We start from the raw sequence: 16,848 nt of genomic DNA on the forward strand, positions 1-16,848 counted from the left end.
AAAAGAGATATGAATAAATAAGATTTTAAGAAAGTCTTTTCTCTATATTCTTTCTTCTATTTTCTCAAAAAAATAACCAAAAACATTGAAATCATGACCATAAAACTAAATCATATAGAAAAATTTAAATATTTATTTTTTGTGCTTTTCGCAGTTTTGTTTTCCTGCGAAGATGATGTACGCGAAGTGTATCTTTATAAAAAAGGAACAATAGAAGCAACTTCAACCGATACTGCTATTAAAGGCGGAGAAACGGTTACTTATACTGATTCGTCAACAAAAATTAGAGCTATCAAATGGACATTTCAAGGCGGTTCTCCTGGAGCTTCTATCGAACCAGTTGTTGAAGTAAAATATACCAAAGCGGGAACTTTTACCACAACTCTAGAAATAACGCATGTCGATAATACAGTTCAAAAGAAAACTTTTACAGTTGTGGTTGAAGCGCCGCCAACTCCGCCAATTGTTATTCCAGCCGATGCTTTAAAAATTTACTCTGAAAATCCTGATTTCACAAAGACGGCACCTGTTTTAAATTGGGTTTCAAGTAATCAGTTTGTAATCAAAGAAGTGGCAACTGAAGGTTATGAAAATGCTTACAGAAACTTCACTCTTCCAGCGACACCACCGGCAGCAGAAGCAAAATGGGCAATGGCAATTTTACAGTTTGTGAATTTTACAGATATTTCATCTTACACATACCTGAATTTAGCGGTAAGAACTACAAGTACTGGAAAAATCAGATTTAGAATGAAAGATGCAACCAATACAGGTTATGTAGAATTTGATGCAACAAGTAATCTTTATGGTCTAAAAAGAGACGGAAGCTGGAACATGGTTAAAATTCCAATTGCCGATTACAAAAAACAAAATGCGGCTTTAGATTTAACTAAAATTAAAGATATTTTGGTTTTAAGAAGTGTTGATCCAGAAGACGTAAGAGCTTTAAATAATTACTCTTTCGATATCGATCATATTTATTTATCTAAATAATTTTTCTAAACACATAGGAACATAGATTTTTTAAACTTTAAAAGAATATAAAAAGAAACTAGTTTCTCAAACATAGATGCGCTATGTGAATTTAAACTAGTGAAACGCCTTTATCCTCAAAGTAAAGCTATGTTTCTATGTGTTAAAATTAGAGGCAATATTTCCTCTCAAAAACAATTAAAAATGAATTTAAAGAAACATTCCATTTGCATATTGATCTGTTTTACAAGCCTAATATCGTTGAATGCACAGAATAAAATTACGTATCAAAAAGTAGAAGCAAGACAAAACGCTTTAGACCCGAAATGGGTGGCTTATGATGCAAAAACCATTGATAAATTGCCTGGATTTAAAATAAAAAAGGAGTCGCCGAGTTCGATTTTCGGGGGTTCCAAAATTTGGCAAAAAGAAGCAACGGGGTTTTTCAGAACACAAAAAATAGACAATAGATGGTGGATAATTGATCCAGAAGGTTATCCGTTTATTTACAAAGGAATTGCTGTTTTTAATGCCGGACGTTCTGTAAATCAGCAGAAAGCATTTGACAAAAAATACGGAAGCAAAGAAAACTGGGTAAAACAAGAATCTAAATTACTTCGTGATAACGGATTTAATGGCGTAGGAGCGTGGTCGAATATTGATTTGGTTCGAAATGCAGAAAATCCGCTGGTTTATACCGTAATTATTTCGCCAATGGGAATGTATCATTCTGATCATATTAAAAAATATGGCGGAAAATATAAAGAAGCCAGCTGGCAAAATTACCGTTTTGATTTGGTTATGGTTTTCGATAAAGAATTTGATTCTTATGTCCAAAAAGCAGTTGAAGAGGTTTCTCAGTATAAAAATGATAAGTATTTGATGGGTTATTTTACTGATAATGAGCTTCCTTGGTATAATGACGCATTAGATAAACATTTAACTTTATTGGCCAAAGATGAGCAGGGATATATCGCCGCAAAAGCTTGGTTAGATCAAAGAAAAGGATTTAATGCATCATTATCGGATGTTAATCAGGAAGATAGAATGGCTTTTACAGCATTTTATTTTGAAACTTATATGAAAAAAGTGACCGAAGCACTTCGAAAAGCAGATCCAAATCATATGTATTTAGGATGCCGTTTCAATCAAGACAAAGAACAAGAATTGACCAATCCTGAAATTTTTAAAGTGGCAGGAAAGTATATGGATATCGTTTCAATAAATCATTACAGAAAATGGGAACCAAGTCAGGATTTAATGAACAATTGGGGAGAATGGTCAGGAAAACCTTTTTTGATTACAGAATGGTATACAAAAGGAGAAGATTCTGGTTTGCCAAATAATACGGGTGCAGGATGGCTAGTTCGAACGCAAAAGGAAAGAGGACTTTTCTATCAGAATTTCACTTTGGATTTGCTTAAAAACAAAAATAGTGTCGGATGGCATTGGTTCAAATATATGGACAATGATCCGCAGGATTTAAGCACCGATTATTCGAACAGAGATTCAAACAAAGGAATTGTGAACAGTAATTTTGAACCGTATTTGCCTTTATTAAAAGAAATGAAAGTCATTAATGATAATGCTTATGAGCTGACTCGTTATTTTGATAAAAAATAAATTTTTAAACACATAGAAACATAGATTTTTTAGACTTGAAAAAGTATACTAAAAGAAACTAGTTTCTAACACATAGCGAAGTTTTGTAAATCTAAACAATTAAAAATGCAGCTATGTGTGTTCAAACTAGTGAAACGCCTCTATACACAAAGAAAAACTATGATTCTATGTGTTTAAATTAATTAGACCATTAATTATAAATAAAAACTATGAAAAAAATTGTAATGCTGTGTTGTACTTTTCTATTAATGGGAAAAGCCGTAGCACAGGAAGTTCCATTAGTTTCTAATATTGCTGCCAGAAACAATATTACTTTAAACGGAAAATGGAGTTACATCGTAGATCCGCTTGAAAATGGATATTACGATTACCGTTTAATGCCTTTTAAAAACAATGGATTTTTCGAAAATAAAAAATGGAATGCAACAGATTTAACGGAGTATAATTTCGCGACTTCTGCTACAATGGATATTCCGTCTGATTGGAATTCGAAAGACGAAAGGTTGTTTTTTTATGAAGGAACAGTTTGGTTTCAAAAAGACTTCAATTATAAAAAAGATGCTAAAACAAAAGGGATTTTGCATTTTGGAGCCGTTAATTATGATGCGAAAGTATACGTAAACGGAAAATTGGCAGGAACTCACGTTGGTGGTTACACACCTTTCAATTTTGATGTAACCGATTTATTAGTCGACGGAAATAATTTCGTAGTTGTAAAAGCAGACAACAAACGCCATAAAGATAATGTGCCAACGGTAAACATGGATTGGTGGAATTACGGTGGTATCACAAGAGATGTGACTTTGGCGCAAGTTCCGAATACTTATATTGAAGATTATTTGGTTCAATTGGATAAAAAAGAAAAAGGGAAAATTTCTGGCTGGATAAAATTGAATAATGAAAGTGCGAATCAATCTGTTTCGGTTTCTATTCCAGAACTGAAAATCAAAAAAAGCGTAACAACAGACGCAAAAGGAATCGCGTATTTTGAAATTAAAGCCAATCCAATTTTATGGACGCCTGAAAAGCCAAAATTATATGAGGTAACTATTTCTAAAGCTGATGAAAATATCGCAGATCAAATTGGTTTTAGAACTATTGAAGCTAAAGGAAAAGAAATCCTTTTAAACGGAAAAAAAGTCTTTTTACGCGGAATCAGTATTCACGAAGAAGCGCCTTTTAGATCAGGAAGAGGTTGGTCGCAAGATGATGCGATTACTTTGTTGAATTGGGCAAAAGAATTAGGCTGTAATTATGTTCGTCTGGCGCATTATCCGCACAACGAAAATATGGTAAGAGAAGCCGAAAAAATGGGAATTATGATATGGTCTGAGGTTCCAGTTTATTGGACCATTTCTTGGACAAATCCTGATACTTATGCAAACGCAGAACGTCAATTGCACGACATGATTTACAGAGATAAAAACCGTTGCGGAATCGTAATTTGGTCAATTGCTAATGAAACGCCGCACAGTGATGAAAGAGATATTTTCTTAAGCAAATTGGCAAAATACGCTCGCACACAAGATAATACTCGTTTAATAAGTATGGCGATGGAAGTGACTAAAAGTCCGAACAATGTCAATACACTTCACGACAATATGAATGAATATGTAGACATTGTAAGTTTCAACCAGTATTTAGGTTGGTATAGAGGAACGAACGAATCTTGCAAAGATATGCAATGGGTAATTCCGTACAACAAACCTGTAATTATCAGTGAGTTTGGAGGTGAAGCGTTACAAGGTCTTCACGGAGACAAAAAAGAACGTTGGAATGAAGAATATCAGGAAGAATTATACATTCAAAATACGCAAATGTTCAACAGAATTGAAGGTTTAGCAGGAGTTTCGCCTTGGATTTTAGTTGATTTTAGATCTCCAAGAAGACAATTGCCAAACATTCAGGATTTCTTTAACCGCAAAGGATTAATTTCAGATCAAGGAATTAAGAAGAAAGCTTTTTATGTGATGAAAGATTGGTACGCCCAGAAAGAGAAAGAATATGGAAATTAATTGTCAATTGTAAATTATAAATTGTTAATTTAAAAAAGAAAACCCTTAAACGGTATTGTTGTTTAAGGGTTTTCTTTTTTACTTCACCAAATAATCAACTTGATCGGCTTCGCAAAGCCTGAAGTAACCAAATGCAGTATTATTAGCATCATTAGTATTTATAATATTTCCTCTTATATTTCCAGGCGGAACCTGAAAAGGATTTGAGCTTGAAGCTTCCAGAATTAATTTCCAGTAATTAAAGAAATTTTTTGAAACACCTCTGTGCGTAATTTTTACCGTATTTCCAGCTTTCATGTCTTCGTGAGAAAATCTCGTGCTTATTTCATTTCCGTTATAAAAATCATCATTTGTGATTTCGTATTCTGGATAAATCAAAAATTCGCTTTGATAATCGGTTACATAAAAATTGATTTGGTCAGCCGGATCGTTGTAATAAAAAGTCAATTCGATTACATCTTCACCTCCAAAGTCTGGAACAATTTTCTGTTCTATCTTATTAATTGGAGTAGAAGCGGTCAGCTTTTCTGTTGCCGTATAACTTTGTCCTTCGGCATTAATAAATAATTTATAATCCATGTTGATAACGGGAACAAAATTATTGCATTTGTAAACTCCAGCCTCAGTTTCGTTAAAAGTAAAAACATCTCCATTACTGTTTTCTACTCTAACTTGTGCGCCAGAAACTTTTGGAGTTGAGCCGCTATAATAAGGAGCCGTTTTACTTATTTTGATTGTTTGTTCGTTTCCTGATGTACCTTTTTTCCATAAAATTTCAGCATCAACTACAAGTTTCGTTTCTCCTGTTTCCAGATCTAGGTTTACAACATCTTCACAAGAAGCAAAAGAAAAAACAAAAAGAAGACTTATTAATGCCAGCGCTTTATTCATTACCATATATTTTTTCAATTTATTCATAGCATTAAAATTTAAAATTATAAGAAACTCCAGGTACAATTCCGAAAATAGAAAGTCTTCTGGTTTCGTTTGCTCCTGTATCTTCATTGGTTGTAAAACTCACAGAAGCAGCATTTTTTCTGTTGTAAACATTGTAAAGGCTGAATACCCAATAGCTTTGCCAGCCTTTCTTTTTGTCTGGTTTTGGAGTATAAGTCGCCGCAAGATCTAAGTGATGGAAAAGCGGTAAACGGTTTTCATTTCTCAATGAATAATTCGGAACATGAATGCCTCCCATTTCATAATACCCATTTGCGTAAGTCACAGGCTGACCAGATTGCAAAGTGAAATTTCCATTAAAAGACCATTTCGGATTCAGTTCATAACTTCCTACAATGCTTAAATTATGTAATTTATCATATCCCGATAAATACCAATCGCCGTTTGCAATTCCTGGTTCTTCTGGAGTTCTTCCTGGTGTTTTTTGCTCAGCGCGAGATAGAGTATAAGAAATCCATCCGGTGAAAACACCGACATTTTTTCTAAATAATAATTCCATTCCGTATGATCTGGCTTTTCCGTTCAGAATTACCTGTTCAATATTATTGTTAGCCAAAACATCAGCTCCGTCAATATAATCAATACGATTTTGGACATTTTTATAAAATAATTCGGTTTCTAAAGAATAATCTCCGTCTTTGAAATTTCTGAAATAACCCATTGCATACTGATCTAAAAGTTGAGGTTTTGTAAAAGGTCCGCTTGGAGTCCAGATGCTCATTGGTAAAGGAGATTGCGTATTGGCTAAAATATGAATGTACTGCGCCATTCTGTTGTAACTTGCTTTTATAGAAGTTTCCTCATTAAAAGCATAAGACAATGCGGCTCTAGGTTCTAAATTATTGAAAGTACTAATTGCTTGTCCTTTTTTATAATTGATGGTTCCGGTCGGCGTTCCTTCTTCGTAAATTTTATATAACGGATTGTATACAACTGCCTGACCATTTTCGTAAGTGCTAATTGGTTCTGGCCCAAAACGATAAAAAGAACTGTAACGAAGTCCGTAACGGAAATTCAGTTTTTCTGTAATCTGATTTTCAAAATCAATAAAAGCAGAAGCTTCCAGAGCATATTTTTTATCTAGCTGTTTGTAATTAAACTGCGAATCTGAAGCAGTAGGCGCAACAACTCCCGGATTAAAATTATAATACAAACCGTCTATACCGTAATTGATTTTAAATTTTTCAGTTTTCTGATAATTCCAATTGTATTTCAATCCGTAACTCTGAATGTTGCTATCCCATTTAAAGCTTTCAATCGGAATCTCAAGATTAAATCTATAATCGCTGTAAAAAGCAGATAAATTGCTGTTTAAACTATTAGAAAATTTATGTTTCCAGCTTAAAATTCCCATTGTGCTTCCGTAAGTGCTTGCAAAACGGTCGTTTATATCAAATAAATCATTTCCGAAATAACCCGAAAAAGACAACGTATTATTGGCATCAAAACGGAAATTTAACTTGGCATTCAAATCATAAAACATGGCGGAGTTGTTATTGTCCGCCAGTTTCATGAACAAATGCGCATACGAAGTACGTCCGGAAAGGATGAACGAACTTTTCTCTTTCTGTATTGGTCCTTGAACCAAAAGGCGGCTCGAAATAATTCCGATTCCACCATTTACTTTGTAATCTTGAAAATCTCCAGTTTGCTGCGCTACATCTAAAACAGAAGAAACGCGTCCTCCAAATTTAGACGGAATTCCGCCCTTATATAAATCTAAACCATTTACGATATCAGCATTGAAAATCGAGAAAAAACCAAACATGTGCGAATCTGCATAAACTGGCGCGCCATCCAAAAGAATCAAATTTTGGTCGGCAGCACCGCCTCGAACGTTAAAACCAGAAGAAGCTTCTCCGGCGTTGGTAACTCCAGGCAGAGTTAGAATCGATTTCAACGGATCTGGTTCGCCCATTGCAACCGGAATTTTTTTGATTTCCTGCATCGAAAGCTTGTTAACACTCATTTGAGTTGTTTTGATATCAGTAGCTTTATTATTCATTACAATCACTTCTCCCAATTGCTGGCTATCCGATTCTATGCTGAAATTCATCGTTACATCATCAGAAACTGTAATTTGTTTCTCCTGATTTTTAGAGCCAACATAACTTATCATAAGAGTGTAAGTTCCGTTTGGAATTTCAAAGCTATATTTTCCGTTAAGATCTGTTATTGTGCCAGCTTCCAATTCCTTAATAAAAACATTGGCACCAATAACAGGTTGTCTTTCATTGTCAAAAATCTGTCCCTTTAGCTTGCTTTTTTTTTTAGTTGCTTTTTGAGATTGAGATTTCTGTTTTACAAAAATATTGTTACCTACTATAGAAAATTGTACAGATGCAGTTTTGTTTAATTCCGCAATAAGCTTTTCGACTTCGATTTGCTTAAAAGTGCTTTTTTTGGTGAAATATTTTTTGCTGGTATCGAATTGCTCCGTAAAGGCAAATTTATAATCAGACTGATTTTCGATCTGCTTAAAAAATTCTTTTAAAGTTACATTTTGATCTACAGTTACCGTGACCTTTTGTGCAGTCATAGATAAACTGAGTAAAAAAAAGCATGCTGAAATTATATGCTTCATGAAATTTTGTATTTTTGAATTATTATTAAATGGAATAACCTCGTGTTATCCTGAATATGAGGAGGATGTGGAGTTTCGCGGCTTACATCCTTTTTTCTTCTCTATTGAAAGGTAATCTGTTTTAAATCTTCATTGATCTCAAAATTTAGGTTATACATTTCTGATATTAATTGTACAATTATCTTTAAATCCTCTTTTTTATTGATTCGGATTGTAATTTTCTGATTCAGATTTTCATTTGGAAGAATCACTTTATAGCCATAATTCTCTTCAATATATTTACTTACGTCAGAAAGTTTCTGATTATCAAAATCTACAAAACGGCTAAATTCGGTTACAGCTGCGGTTTGATTTCCGTATGTAAATTTCTCGCCAGGTTTTAAAATCCATTTTTGGTCTTGACCTTTTATATTCATCTGAACGCTTCCTTCAAAAAGTTCAACAGTTATTTGCTCATTTTCAGATTCTTTTACAATAAATGAAGTCCCTAAAACTGTTGTTGTAGTTTCGTCGCAGAAAACTTGAAAAGGATGTTGTTTGTCTTTTTTAACTTTAAAATAAGCTTCACCATCGATTTCGATTTTTCTGTTTAAAGCAAAATTAGCTCCGTAAGAAATTTTAGAATTCGGACTCAATTCTACTTTTGAACTATCTGGTAAAGTCACATATTTTATTGCCGAAGAAGTATTTTCGATAATCGTTTCGGCAATAACATTACTTTCGGTAAGAGAATTTTTATTTAAGAAAATTCCAGTTCCAATAAGCACAAAAAGTAAAACCGAGGCTGCAGCATAATAACGCCAAGGTTTAGATTTGGTTTTCTTTTTGGCAAAAGTTGCGGCATGAAATTGTTCCCAAGAAACTTCTTTTTCATCTTCTGAATGTGAAGCATGAGTTTCATTCCATGCTTTTTCAAATTCATCGTCAAGTTTTTTCTTATCCATTTTTTGATATTAAATAATTTGACAATGAAATCCTTGTTTTGTAAAAACACCGTAAACCATTTCCTTGATTTCACGATTGGTTTCGATTTTCAGGATATTTTCGCGGCCTTTTTTATCAAAATTGATAATACAATCTGAAATGATGAACTGTAAATGAGCCACAAGTAAACTTGCTTCTTTTTTAGTTCTTACATTAGTTTTATATGCTTCAATATGCATTTCTGTCCTTGTTTTTTATAGATAACAAACGAGAACAGAAAAGTTCCTAATGGTTTTCGATTTTTTTTCGAATAAATTTGCTGGCAAGATAAATATGATTGGCAATGGTCTTTTCAGAAAGATCCGTTATTTCTGCAATCTCCTTATAGCTAAGGTTTTCCAGTTTGTGTAAAGTGAATATTTTTTGCTGTTGTTCAGGAAGCTGATTAATGAAGTTGTGAAGTTTTTCTTTTCTCTCATCAAAAATTGTAGAATCGGTTTCTTCCTGTAAGATATCAACTTGAGGATCGAGCTGAATTATTTTGTTTTCTCTATTAATGTGGTTGATGATGATATTTTTGCAAATGGTAAACAATTGTTTGTCTAGCAAAACATCTTCGAGCAGTAATTCTTTTTTATTATATAATCTGATGAAAGTTTCCTGAACAAAATCTTCAGGAGTAAGAACAGAAGAATTAAATCGTCTGGCAATATTTATAAGTTTATCGTAATAGTTGAAGTAAACTTCTTTGAAAGCTGCTTCATTACCTTTTTTTAAACTTAAAATAAACTTTTTATTGTCCATAACGAAAATATCGCGACCAGTTTTTAACTAATCTAAACTCATTGGTTTCAATATTATTGCATTGAAAATTTAGAGAATTTTAAATATTGAATGTAATAAGTTACAAAGAACCGCATTTTTATTCAAGATTAGACGTAAGTGTTGCAGAAATGTTACAATTTATTTCAATTAAAAACCCTTAAACATTTTGCTTAAGGGTTTAGTATTTTTATTAAAATAATAAATTTCAGTTTTTGTAAGCAAAGATTAGTTTATCTAAAAATTGAAATAGTTTTTCATTCATTTCATTATAATTATGAGATAAAATAGTTTCAGGATTTTGAACAAATAGATGTTTTTTGCTTTTGTCCAATAAATCTGTTTCACTTTCGATTAAAAGAGAAACGACTTCCGTTGTTAATTCCATATGGCATTGGAAACCATAAACAAGATCTGAATAAGAAACAATTTGAATTGGACAGCCTTCGCTAAAAGCCAAAACTTTACTTTCTTTTGTTAAACCGGGCATATCGTTGTGCCAATGTCCGACATTTAAGATATTTCCGAAATGATTTATTTTCTTGTCATTTTTCCCCTCTTCGGTTAAGGTTATCGGAAATACACCAATTTCTTTCTCGGGGCTATGATTAAATCTTGCTCCTAAAGCTTCTCCAATTAATTGAGAACCCAAACAAACACCAACAACTGCTTTTCCTGCAGAAATGCATTTTTGTATTAATCTGATTTCAGCATCAGCGTCGAAGTGAGGACATTCTTCAATTGTAGTATTTGGACTTTGAGGTCCTCCCATTATAATGAGCATGTCTATAAACTCTATTGAATAGGGCAAAACGTCTTTTTGAAAAACTTTAGAAAAAGAAATTTTGCAGTTTCTGCTTTCTGCCCATGTAAGATAGGCACCAGGGGCTTCGTATGTTTCGTGTTGTATGAAGTGTATGTTCATTTTATCTCATTAAAATAATGTCAAATTTATTTTGATAAAGAACATTTATACTAGTCCAGCTTTAATTATAAAAAAGTGGTCCAGTTAGCGACAAGTGATTTTTTATTTATTATCTACTAAATTATCAGCATCAGAAATCTGATCTAGAATATTAGTTTGATTTGGTGAAATGTAATTTTTGTTTTCGACTGCATTTTCTTTCTTAAATAGAAGGTCTAGTGCATTGTATAGTTTTAATAAAACATCTTTATCTGCTTTTTCAATTTCTAAAGCAGTATTAAAATTAAAAACATAATTGTTGGAATTTCTCACTTCCACTTTTATAGTTTTCGATGTGATTTTAAATTTCACTATATCCATACGTTGGTAAATTACTGAGTTGCAAAGATGCTAATTTAATAAAGTTCTTCACAAAATAAAGCGTTAATTTAAATAAAAAACCCTTAAACATTTCTGTTTAAGGGTTTTGCCTTTTCGTAGCGAGGACGGGAGTTGAACCCGTGACCTCAGGGTTATGAATCCTGCGCTCTAACCAACTGAGCTACCTCGCCTGGACTGCTAGTAGGATTGTTTCCTGCATTGCGGGTGCAAAGATAGAAATAATATTAAAGCACACAAGAATATTTTAAAGAAAAAAAAATATTTTTAAAAACGCATTGTTTTTGGACATATATTCTTATATTTCCAAAAAAATTAAAAGTAGCACATGGATTCAAAAATACGTTACGAAATCGAGTTTCCGATCAATTCTTCGCCGCAATTATTGTATCAATATATATCAACACCGTCAGGTTTATCAGAATGGTTTGCTGACAATGTTAATTCAAGAGGTGAATTTTTCACGTTTATCTGGAATGATTCACAAGAAAAAGCACGTCTTGCTTCAAAAAAATCTGGAGAGAAAGTAAAATTCAAATGGGTTGATGACAGCAGTAAAGACACAGAGTATTTTTTCGAATTGCATATTTTAGTTGATGAATTAACCAAAGATGTTTCGCTTATGGTAGTTGATTTTGCTGAGAAAGAAGAAATTGGCGAGGCTAAACAATTGTGGGAGAATCAGATTTCTGATCTAAAACATCTTATCGGTTCTGTTTAGTAAAAGTCTATTTTATACCTTATATTTGCCCTGAACAAAATTCAGGGTTTTTTTATGATTAATTTTAACGGAAACATAGCGCAAGAAGATAATATACTAACTCTAAACCGCGCTTTTTTGTATGGTGACGGAGTATTTGAAACAGTAAAAATTGTCAACGGAAAAATCTTGTTTCTTGAAGATCATTATTTTAGATTAATGGCTTCAATGCGTGTGGTTAGAATGATGATTCCGATGAATTTTACAATGGAATATTTTGAAGAACAAATTCTCAATTTAGTTAATCAATTGAATATTGCATCTTCGGCAAGAGCTAGAATTACTGTTTTTAGAAATGATGGTGGTTTGTATCTTCCTAAAAGCAATGAAATTTCGTTTTTAATAAATGCTATTTCTCTTCCAAATAAGGCTTACAGTATAAATGCAAACGAATACGAAGTAGATTTATATAAAGATTTCTATGTAACAAAACAACTGTTATCATCTCTTAAAACAACAAATAAGATGATTAATATAACAGGAAGTATTTTCGCAGACGAAAACGGCTTAGCAAATTGTATTTTACTGAATGACAGTAAAAATGTGGTAGAGTTGCTTCAAGGAAATATCTTTATGGTTTCTGGAAAAAAACTAATTACACCTCCAATTTCAGAAGGAGCTTTAAATGGTGTAATGCGTAAACAAATTTTAGCATTAGCGAAAAAAGTAGAAGGTATAGAGGTTTTAGAAGAGATAATTTCACCGTTTGATCTTCAAAAAGCAGACGAATTATTTCTAACAAATGTAATCACAGGAATACAGCCGATAACTAAATATCGAAAAAAAGATTTTACAACGAATCTGGCTCATTTATTAGTGCAGAAGCTTAATGAATCCATTTCTGAAAATTAATTCAGATATGGATTTTCAGGTGCGTTAGACCAAATAAGATAATCGCCTCCAAGTTCTATAATCTGCTCTTTCCAAAAATGGGTGGTAGATTTTCCGATAATTTTATTTTTGTAATTATTATCAGCGATAATCCAGGAGTTTCCTTGCATTTCGTTTTCAAGCTGATTCTCGTCCCAACCTGTATAGCCTAAGAAAAAACGAATATTATTTTTACTAATAGCTCCGCTGTTAATTAGGTCTTTTGTAGACTCAAAATCACCTCCCCAATAAATTCCATTGGAAATCTCCACACTATTTGGAATTAAGTCTGGAATATTGTGAATAAAATAAAGGTTGTCTTGTTCTACAGGGCCTCCGTTGTATATCTTAAAGTTGGCTTCAATTTCAGGTATTAAGTCATTAATAGTATATTTTAATGGCTTGTTGATGATAAAACCAATTGATCCTTCTTTGTTATGGTCTGCTAATAAAATTACCGATCTGTTAAAAGATAAATCTCCAATTATTGAAGGCTCGGCAATAAGCAGGTGTCCTTTTTTTAATTTTTCTGAAATCATACGGTTACAATTTTTATTAAATTTAGTCATAAAAAAATTAAAATCACAAAAAAAATCGTTAAACCGCAAAAAAAAAACCTTCCATAAGGAAGGTTTTAATTATATTATAAGTTTAGAGAACTTTCTTACTTAGTTCACTGCACCTTCTAATTCAGCTCCAGCTTTGAATTTTACAACGTTTTTAGCTGCGATCTTAATAGTTTTTCCTGTTTGTGGGTTTCTACCATCTCTTGCCGCTCTTGAAGAAACTGACCAAGATCCAAATCCTACTAATGAAACTCTTCCACCTTTTTTCAAAGTAGTTCCTACATTACCTAAAAATGACTCTAAAGCTAATTTCGCCGCAGCTTTTGTGATTCCTGCATCAGCAGCGATAGCATCGATTAATTCTGATTTGTTCATAATAATTAGTTATTAATTGTTGGTTAAAAAAAATTGTTAATACACAAATTTAGTAGGAAATCCGTTGCGTGCAAGTGTTTTCTTTAATTTTAGCAAAAATTGTTAATAACTTGCTTTTTTTGTTCATAAACGATGTTATTCATCGATGAAAAGCAAGTACAAACCCCTGTTTTACTGAGCTTAATAGACTTTTGCAGCATCCGAAAAGCTTACTCCATTTAATAATTCAGAAGCAAGCATTCTCTTTTTTCCTGGAAATTGTAGACTTAATAACTGAATAAAGCCATCTTTTATTGCAATTTTGATTTCTTTTTTACTGCTAATTAACTTTCCAATTTCGTAAGAGTGTGATTCTGAGACTAGTTTTGCTTCGTAAATTTTGATGTTTAATTCCTCATTTTGGTCTTTCAAGAAACACCACGATGCAGGATATGGACTTAAACCGCGAATCAGATTATTGATTTCTGATCCAGATTTTGTCCAGTCTATTTTGCAATTTTCTTTGTTTAATTTGTAAGCTGTTTTAATATCGTCATTATCTTCTTGAATGGTTGTTGTTACATTTCCATTTTCAATAACTTTTAAAGTATCAATTACTGTTGTGCTTCCTAAATGCATCAAACGGTCGTGTAATTGTCCTGCCGTTTCTTCTGGTTCAATTGCGATTTCAGAATTTAAAATCATGGCACCAGTATCAATTTTATCATCGATAAAGAAAGTGGTAACGCCAGTTTTACTTTCTCCATTTATAATTGCCCAGTTAATAGGTGCTGCGCCGCGATAATTTGGCAATAATGAAGCATGAAGATTAAAAGTTCCTAAACTTGGCATTTCCCAAACTACTTTTGGCAACATTCTAAATGCCACTACAATTTGTAAATTTGCATTTAAAGCTTTTAATTCTGCTAAGAAACTTTCGTCTTTTAAATTAGTTGGCTGTAATAAAGTAAGATTGTTAGCAATTGCATATTCTTTTACAGCCGAATATTTTATTTTTTGTCCGCGTCCTGCAGGTTTGTCTGCAGCGGTAATCACGCCGACAACTTCGTAGTTGTTTTTAAGAATGGTATCCAAAATGCCGACAGCAAATTCTGGAGTTCCCATAAAAATAATTCTCAATTTCTCCATTATGATTTTAAAGTGTATTTATTATTCGCTTGTATAATGATATGATTGTTTTCGAGCAATTCCTGAAGAACCGAGATAATGTCTTTTGCGTCCATTTTTATTTGGTTTTCAATTTCTCTCGAAGTTAGCGAAGCCGTTTTTAGCAGAGATAAAATCTTGTCTGCAATCGAATCGGCTTCTGTAATTTTTCCTTTTTGTGTAATGCAGTACGAGCAAATACCGCAATTTTCTTTGGTTTCTTCTCCAAAATAATTCAAAACCAATCTGTTTTTGCAAGACTTAGTGTCTTTTATGTAGTGTAAAACAGACAGAAGCTGTTCTTTTTTCACCAGATTTTGTTTTTCTAAATATTTCGAAACTCTATTTATTGTAAGATCGTCTTCGCGAATTTCATTAAATAATATAGTCGCGTCGTTGTTTTTAGATTTGTATTCTATAATTTCTTTTTCTTTTAGTTTTTCTAAAACAGCAATAACCTGTTCTTCTGTACGATTTGATTTTTTTGCAATTAACCCTAGATTCAGATTAGCTTTTACTTCATAAATGCCAGGGTAGGTTCTTAAAATTGCCAATATAATTTCTTCATCATTCTGATTAAGACTTATGTATCGAATCACTTCTTTAGATTCAATCAAAAACTGAATGTTGATTTTTTCTGAGAATTCTTGAGACATCGTAATAATTCCCTGCTGGCTTAAAAACTGTAAAGCATTATATGTTTTTAAAGTCGGAAAGTCATATTTATTGCAAAAATGATTCATCTTAAAAGAAAAAGATTCATCTAAACCTTCTCCATAAGCAATCTGAAAATAATTGCAGAGCTTGATATACATCGTTTTTAGAAACTTTTTATCTGGAAGAATATTAATAAACTGCTGTTCGGTCTGAATAGCGTCTGAATTATTATAAAGCAAAACCGAAAAAGCTTTTGCGCCATTTCGTCCCGCTCTTCCAGACTCTTGATAATAATTTTCTAAGTTTTCAGGAAGTTGGGTATGAATAACAGTTTTAACATTGTCTTTGTCAATCCCCATTCCAAAAGCATTTGTAGCTACAATAACTTGTGCTTGCTCTGACATCCACAATCCCATGTTTTTATCTTTTTCTTTTGAAGAAAGACCACCATGGTAATACGTTGCTGTGAAGCCTAAAGACTCTAATTGCGAAGAAATATTCAAGCACGCCTTTCTATTTCGAACATATATAATAGAAGGATGCGGATTTTTTTTGAGAATTTGTTCGGTTCTGTAAAGTTTGTCTTCCACTTCAAAAACCATATAAGCAATATTCTTACGTTCAAAAGATTGCTGAAAATGTCTGGGATTTTTTAATTCTAATTGCGTTCTGATATCTTCAATAACTCTCGGAGTTGCTGTCGCTGTTAAAGCTAAAAACGGAATTTTAGGAAAGAATTTTTTGAGTTCCGAAATTTTAAGATAAGCAGGTCTAAAATCATGTCCCCATTGCGAAACACAATGCGCTTCATCTATAGCAATTAAATTTATCGGGAGATTTTTAATGCGTTCCAAAATCCAATCCGATTGTAAACGCTCTGGCGAAAGATATAAGAATTTGTAATTTCCGTATTGGCAATTGTCTAAAAGATCAATCAGTTCTTCGGTATGAATTCCACCAGTAAGCGCAATTGCTTTTATGTCTCTTTTCTGCAAATTCATTACCTGATCTTTCATCAAGGCAATCAAAGGCGAAATTACGAGGCAAATTCCTTCCTGCATCATAGCTGGGACCTGAAAACAAACCGATTTTCCGCCACCAGTAGGAAGTACGGCAAAAGTATCCTGTCCTTCAAGAACAGAATCAATAATTTCTTTTTGCAAAGGTCTAAAACTGTCGTGTTTCCAGTATTTTAGAAGGATATCCTGCGCTCCAAGCATTGCGTTAGTTTTAAAGTTAAAAATTTAGAAAACAGTTCTAGTTTTGCAACTTTA

16 protein-coding genes and 1 tRNA gene are annotated in these 16,848 nt (G+C 32.7%); 5 read left to right on the forward strand and 12 right to left on the reverse strand.

The features are described from left to right. Positions 1-93: 93 nt before the first annotated feature. The 3 genes from P0R33_RS16495 (at position 94) to P0R33_RS16505 (ending at position 4,610) form a co-directional block, all read left to right on the forward strand. Positions 94-993 carry a PKD domain-containing protein gene (locus tag P0R33_RS16495; RefSeq protein ID WP_276172292.1) on the forward strand — a complete coding sequence of 300 codons (900 nt, stop codon included), beginning with the start codon at positions 94-96 and terminating at the stop codon, positions 991-993. A gap of 183 nt (positions 994-1,176) precedes the next feature. Beyond that, the gene (locus tag P0R33_RS16500; RefSeq protein ID WP_276172293.1) at positions 1,177-2,595 is read left to right on the forward strand and encodes a hypothetical protein; all 1,419 of its coding nucleotides are present in this window, start codon (positions 1,177-1,179) and stop codon (positions 2,593-2,595) included. 209 nt (positions 2,596-2,804) lie between these two features. Beyond that, positions 2,805-4,610 (forward strand): glycoside hydrolase family 2 TIM barrel-domain containing protein, encoded by a 1,806-nt coding sequence (locus tag P0R33_RS16505; protein ID WP_276172294.1) that lies wholly within the window; start codon positions 2,805-2,807, stop codon positions 4,608-4,610. A gap of 78 nt (positions 4,611-4,688) precedes the next feature. Here the strand turns inward: P0R33_RS16505 and P0R33_RS16510 are convergent, their stop codons facing one another. From P0R33_RS16510 to P0R33_RS16545, 8 genes are all read right to left on the reverse strand, one after another. Then, positions 4,689-5,528: a DUF4249 domain-containing protein gene (locus P0R33_RS16510; protein ID WP_276172295.1), complete on the reverse strand. Its 840-nt coding sequence runs from the start codon at positions 5,526-5,528 to the stop codon at positions 4,689-4,691. 4 nt (positions 5,529-5,532) lie between these two features. After that, a complete protein-coding gene (locus P0R33_RS16515; RefSeq protein ID WP_276172296.1) occupies positions 5,533-8,151 on the reverse strand; it encodes a TonB-dependent receptor in 2,619 nt (872 codons plus the stop codon). 101 nt (positions 8,152-8,252) lie between these two features. Continuing rightward, the gene (locus P0R33_RS16520; protein WP_276172297.1) at positions 8,253-9,095 is read right to left on the reverse strand and encodes a FecR family protein; all 843 of its coding nucleotides are present in this window, start codon (positions 9,093-9,095) and stop codon (positions 8,253-8,255) included. Positions 9,096-9,104: 9 nt separating this feature from the next. After that, on the reverse strand, positions 9,105-9,314 hold the full coding sequence (locus P0R33_RS16525; RefSeq protein WP_223709135.1) for a hypothetical protein: 210 nt from the start codon (positions 9,312-9,314) through the stop codon (positions 9,105-9,107). Between the two features lie 46 nt (positions 9,315-9,360). After that, positions 9,361-9,879 carry an RNA polymerase sigma factor gene (locus P0R33_RS16530; protein ID WP_276172298.1) on the reverse strand — a complete coding sequence of 173 codons (519 nt, stop codon included), beginning with the start codon at positions 9,877-9,879 and terminating at the stop codon, positions 9,361-9,363. A gap of 226 nt (positions 9,880-10,105) precedes the next feature. Continuing rightward, on the reverse strand, positions 10,106-10,822 hold the full coding sequence (locus P0R33_RS16535) for a type 1 glutamine amidotransferase (protein WP_276172299.1): 717 nt from the start codon (positions 10,820-10,822) through the stop codon (positions 10,106-10,108). 102 nt (positions 10,823-10,924) lie between these two features. After that, positions 10,925-11,182, reverse strand: coding sequence for a hypothetical protein (locus P0R33_RS16540; RefSeq protein ID WP_276172300.1), 258 nt, complete (start codon positions 11,180-11,182; stop codon positions 10,925-10,927). Between the two features lie 117 nt (positions 11,183-11,299). Next, positions 11,300-11,373, reverse strand: a tRNA-Met gene (locus tag P0R33_RS16545). Positions 11,374-11,528: 155 nt separating this feature from the next. On the opposite strand from P0R33_RS16545, the gene P0R33_RS16550 reads away from it, so the two are divergent. Together P0R33_RS16550 and P0R33_RS16555 are read left to right on the forward strand one after the other, a co-directional pair. Continuing rightward, entirely contained in the window at positions 11,529-11,921 is a 393-nt protein-coding gene (locus tag P0R33_RS16550) for an START-like domain-containing protein (protein WP_184167403.1), read from the forward strand. Between the two features lie 54 nt (positions 11,922-11,975). Next, positions 11,976-12,812 (forward strand): aminotransferase class IV, encoded by an 837-nt coding sequence (locus tag P0R33_RS16555; RefSeq protein WP_276172301.1) that lies wholly within the window; start codon positions 11,976-11,978, stop codon positions 12,810-12,812. Here P0R33_RS16555 and P0R33_RS16560 read toward each other — a convergent pair. The 4 genes from P0R33_RS16560 to P0R33_RS16575 form a co-directional block, all read right to left on the reverse strand. Next, a complete protein-coding gene (locus P0R33_RS16560; RefSeq protein WP_184167397.1) occupies positions 12,809-13,369 on the reverse strand; it encodes a YqgE/AlgH family protein in 561 nt (186 codons plus the stop codon). The genes P0R33_RS16555 and P0R33_RS16560 overlap by 4 nt on opposite strands. Positions 13,370-13,498: 129 nt before the next feature. Next, positions 13,499-13,771, reverse strand: coding sequence for an HU family DNA-binding protein (locus P0R33_RS16565; protein ID WP_008464760.1), 273 nt, complete (start codon positions 13,769-13,771; stop codon positions 13,499-13,501). A 180-nt stretch (positions 13,772-13,951) separates the two neighbouring features. Beyond that, entirely contained in the window at positions 13,952-14,899 is a 948-nt protein-coding gene (gene fmt / locus P0R33_RS16570) for a methionyl-tRNA formyltransferase (RefSeq protein ID WP_276172302.1), read from the reverse strand. Continuing rightward, positions 14,899-16,794, reverse strand: a complete 1,896-nt coding sequence (locus P0R33_RS16575) for an ATP-dependent DNA helicase RecQ (protein ID WP_276172303.1) — start codon at positions 16,792-16,794, stop codon at positions 14,899-14,901. The genes fmt and P0R33_RS16575 overlap by 1 nt, the downstream gene beginning before the upstream one ends. Between the last annotated feature and the right edge of the window lie 54 nt (positions 16,795-16,848).

This window comes from Flavobacterium sp. YJ01 (assembly GCF_029320955.1).
In the GTDB taxonomy this organism is placed as follows: Bacteria; Bacteroidota; Bacteroidia; order Flavobacteriales; family Flavobacteriaceae; genus Flavobacterium.

Bases quoted from the DNA above. Each gene is read 5' to 3' on its own strand.
- P0R33_RS16520 (WP_276172297.1), bottom strand. From the start codon at position 9,095: ATGGATAAGAAAAAACTTGACGATGAATTTGAAAAAGCATGGAATGAA.
- P0R33_RS16535 (WP_276172299.1), bottom strand. From the start codon at position 10,822: ATGAACATACACTTCATACAACACGAAACATACGAAGCCCCTGGTGCC.
- P0R33_RS16500 (WP_276172293.1), top strand. From the start codon at position 1,177: ATGAATTTAAAGAAACATTCCATTTGCATATTGATCTGTTTTACAAGC.
- fmt (WP_276172302.1), bottom strand. From the start codon at position 14,899: ATGGAGAAATTGAGAATTATTTTTATGGGAACTCCAGAATTTGCTGTC.
- P0R33_RS16540 (WP_276172300.1), bottom strand. From the start codon at position 11,182: ATGGATATAGTGAAATTTAAAATCACATCGAAAACTATAAAAGTGGAA.
- P0R33_RS16515 (WP_276172296.1), bottom strand. From the start codon at position 8,151: ATGAAGCATATAATTTCAGCATGCTTTTTTTTACTCAGTTTATCTATG.
- P0R33_RS16575 (WP_276172303.1), bottom strand. From the start codon at position 16,794: ATGCTTGGAGCGCAGGATATCCTTCTAAAATACTGGAAACACGACAGT.
- P0R33_RS16505 (WP_276172294.1), top strand. From the start codon at position 2,805: ATGAAAAAAATTGTAATGCTGTGTTGTACTTTTCTATTAATGGGAAAA.
- P0R33_RS16550 (WP_184167403.1), top strand. From the start codon at position 11,529: ATGGATTCAAAAATACGTTACGAAATCGAGTTTCCGATCAATTCTTCG.
- P0R33_RS16555 (WP_276172301.1), top strand. From the start codon at position 11,976: ATGATTAATTTTAACGGAAACATAGCGCAAGAAGATAATATACTAACT.
- P0R33_RS16560 (WP_184167397.1), bottom strand. From the start codon at position 13,369: ATGATTTCAGAAAAATTAAAAAAAGGACACCTGCTTATTGCCGAGCCT.
- P0R33_RS16565 (WP_008464760.1), bottom strand. From the start codon at position 13,771: ATGAACAAATCAGAATTAATCGATGCTATCGCTGCTGATGCAGGAATC.
- P0R33_RS16510 (WP_276172295.1), bottom strand. From the start codon at position 5,528: ATGAATAAATTGAAAAAATATATGGTAATGAATAAAGCGCTGGCATTA.
- P0R33_RS16495 (WP_276172292.1), top strand. From the start codon at position 94: ATGACCATAAAACTAAATCATATAGAAAAATTTAAATATTTATTTTTT.
- P0R33_RS16525 (WP_223709135.1), bottom strand. From the start codon at position 9,314: ATGCATATTGAAGCATATAAAACTAATGTAAGAACTAAAAAAGAAGCA.
- P0R33_RS16530 (WP_276172298.1), bottom strand. From the start codon at position 9,879: ATGGACAATAAAAAGTTTATTTTAAGTTTAAAAAAAGGTAATGAAGCA.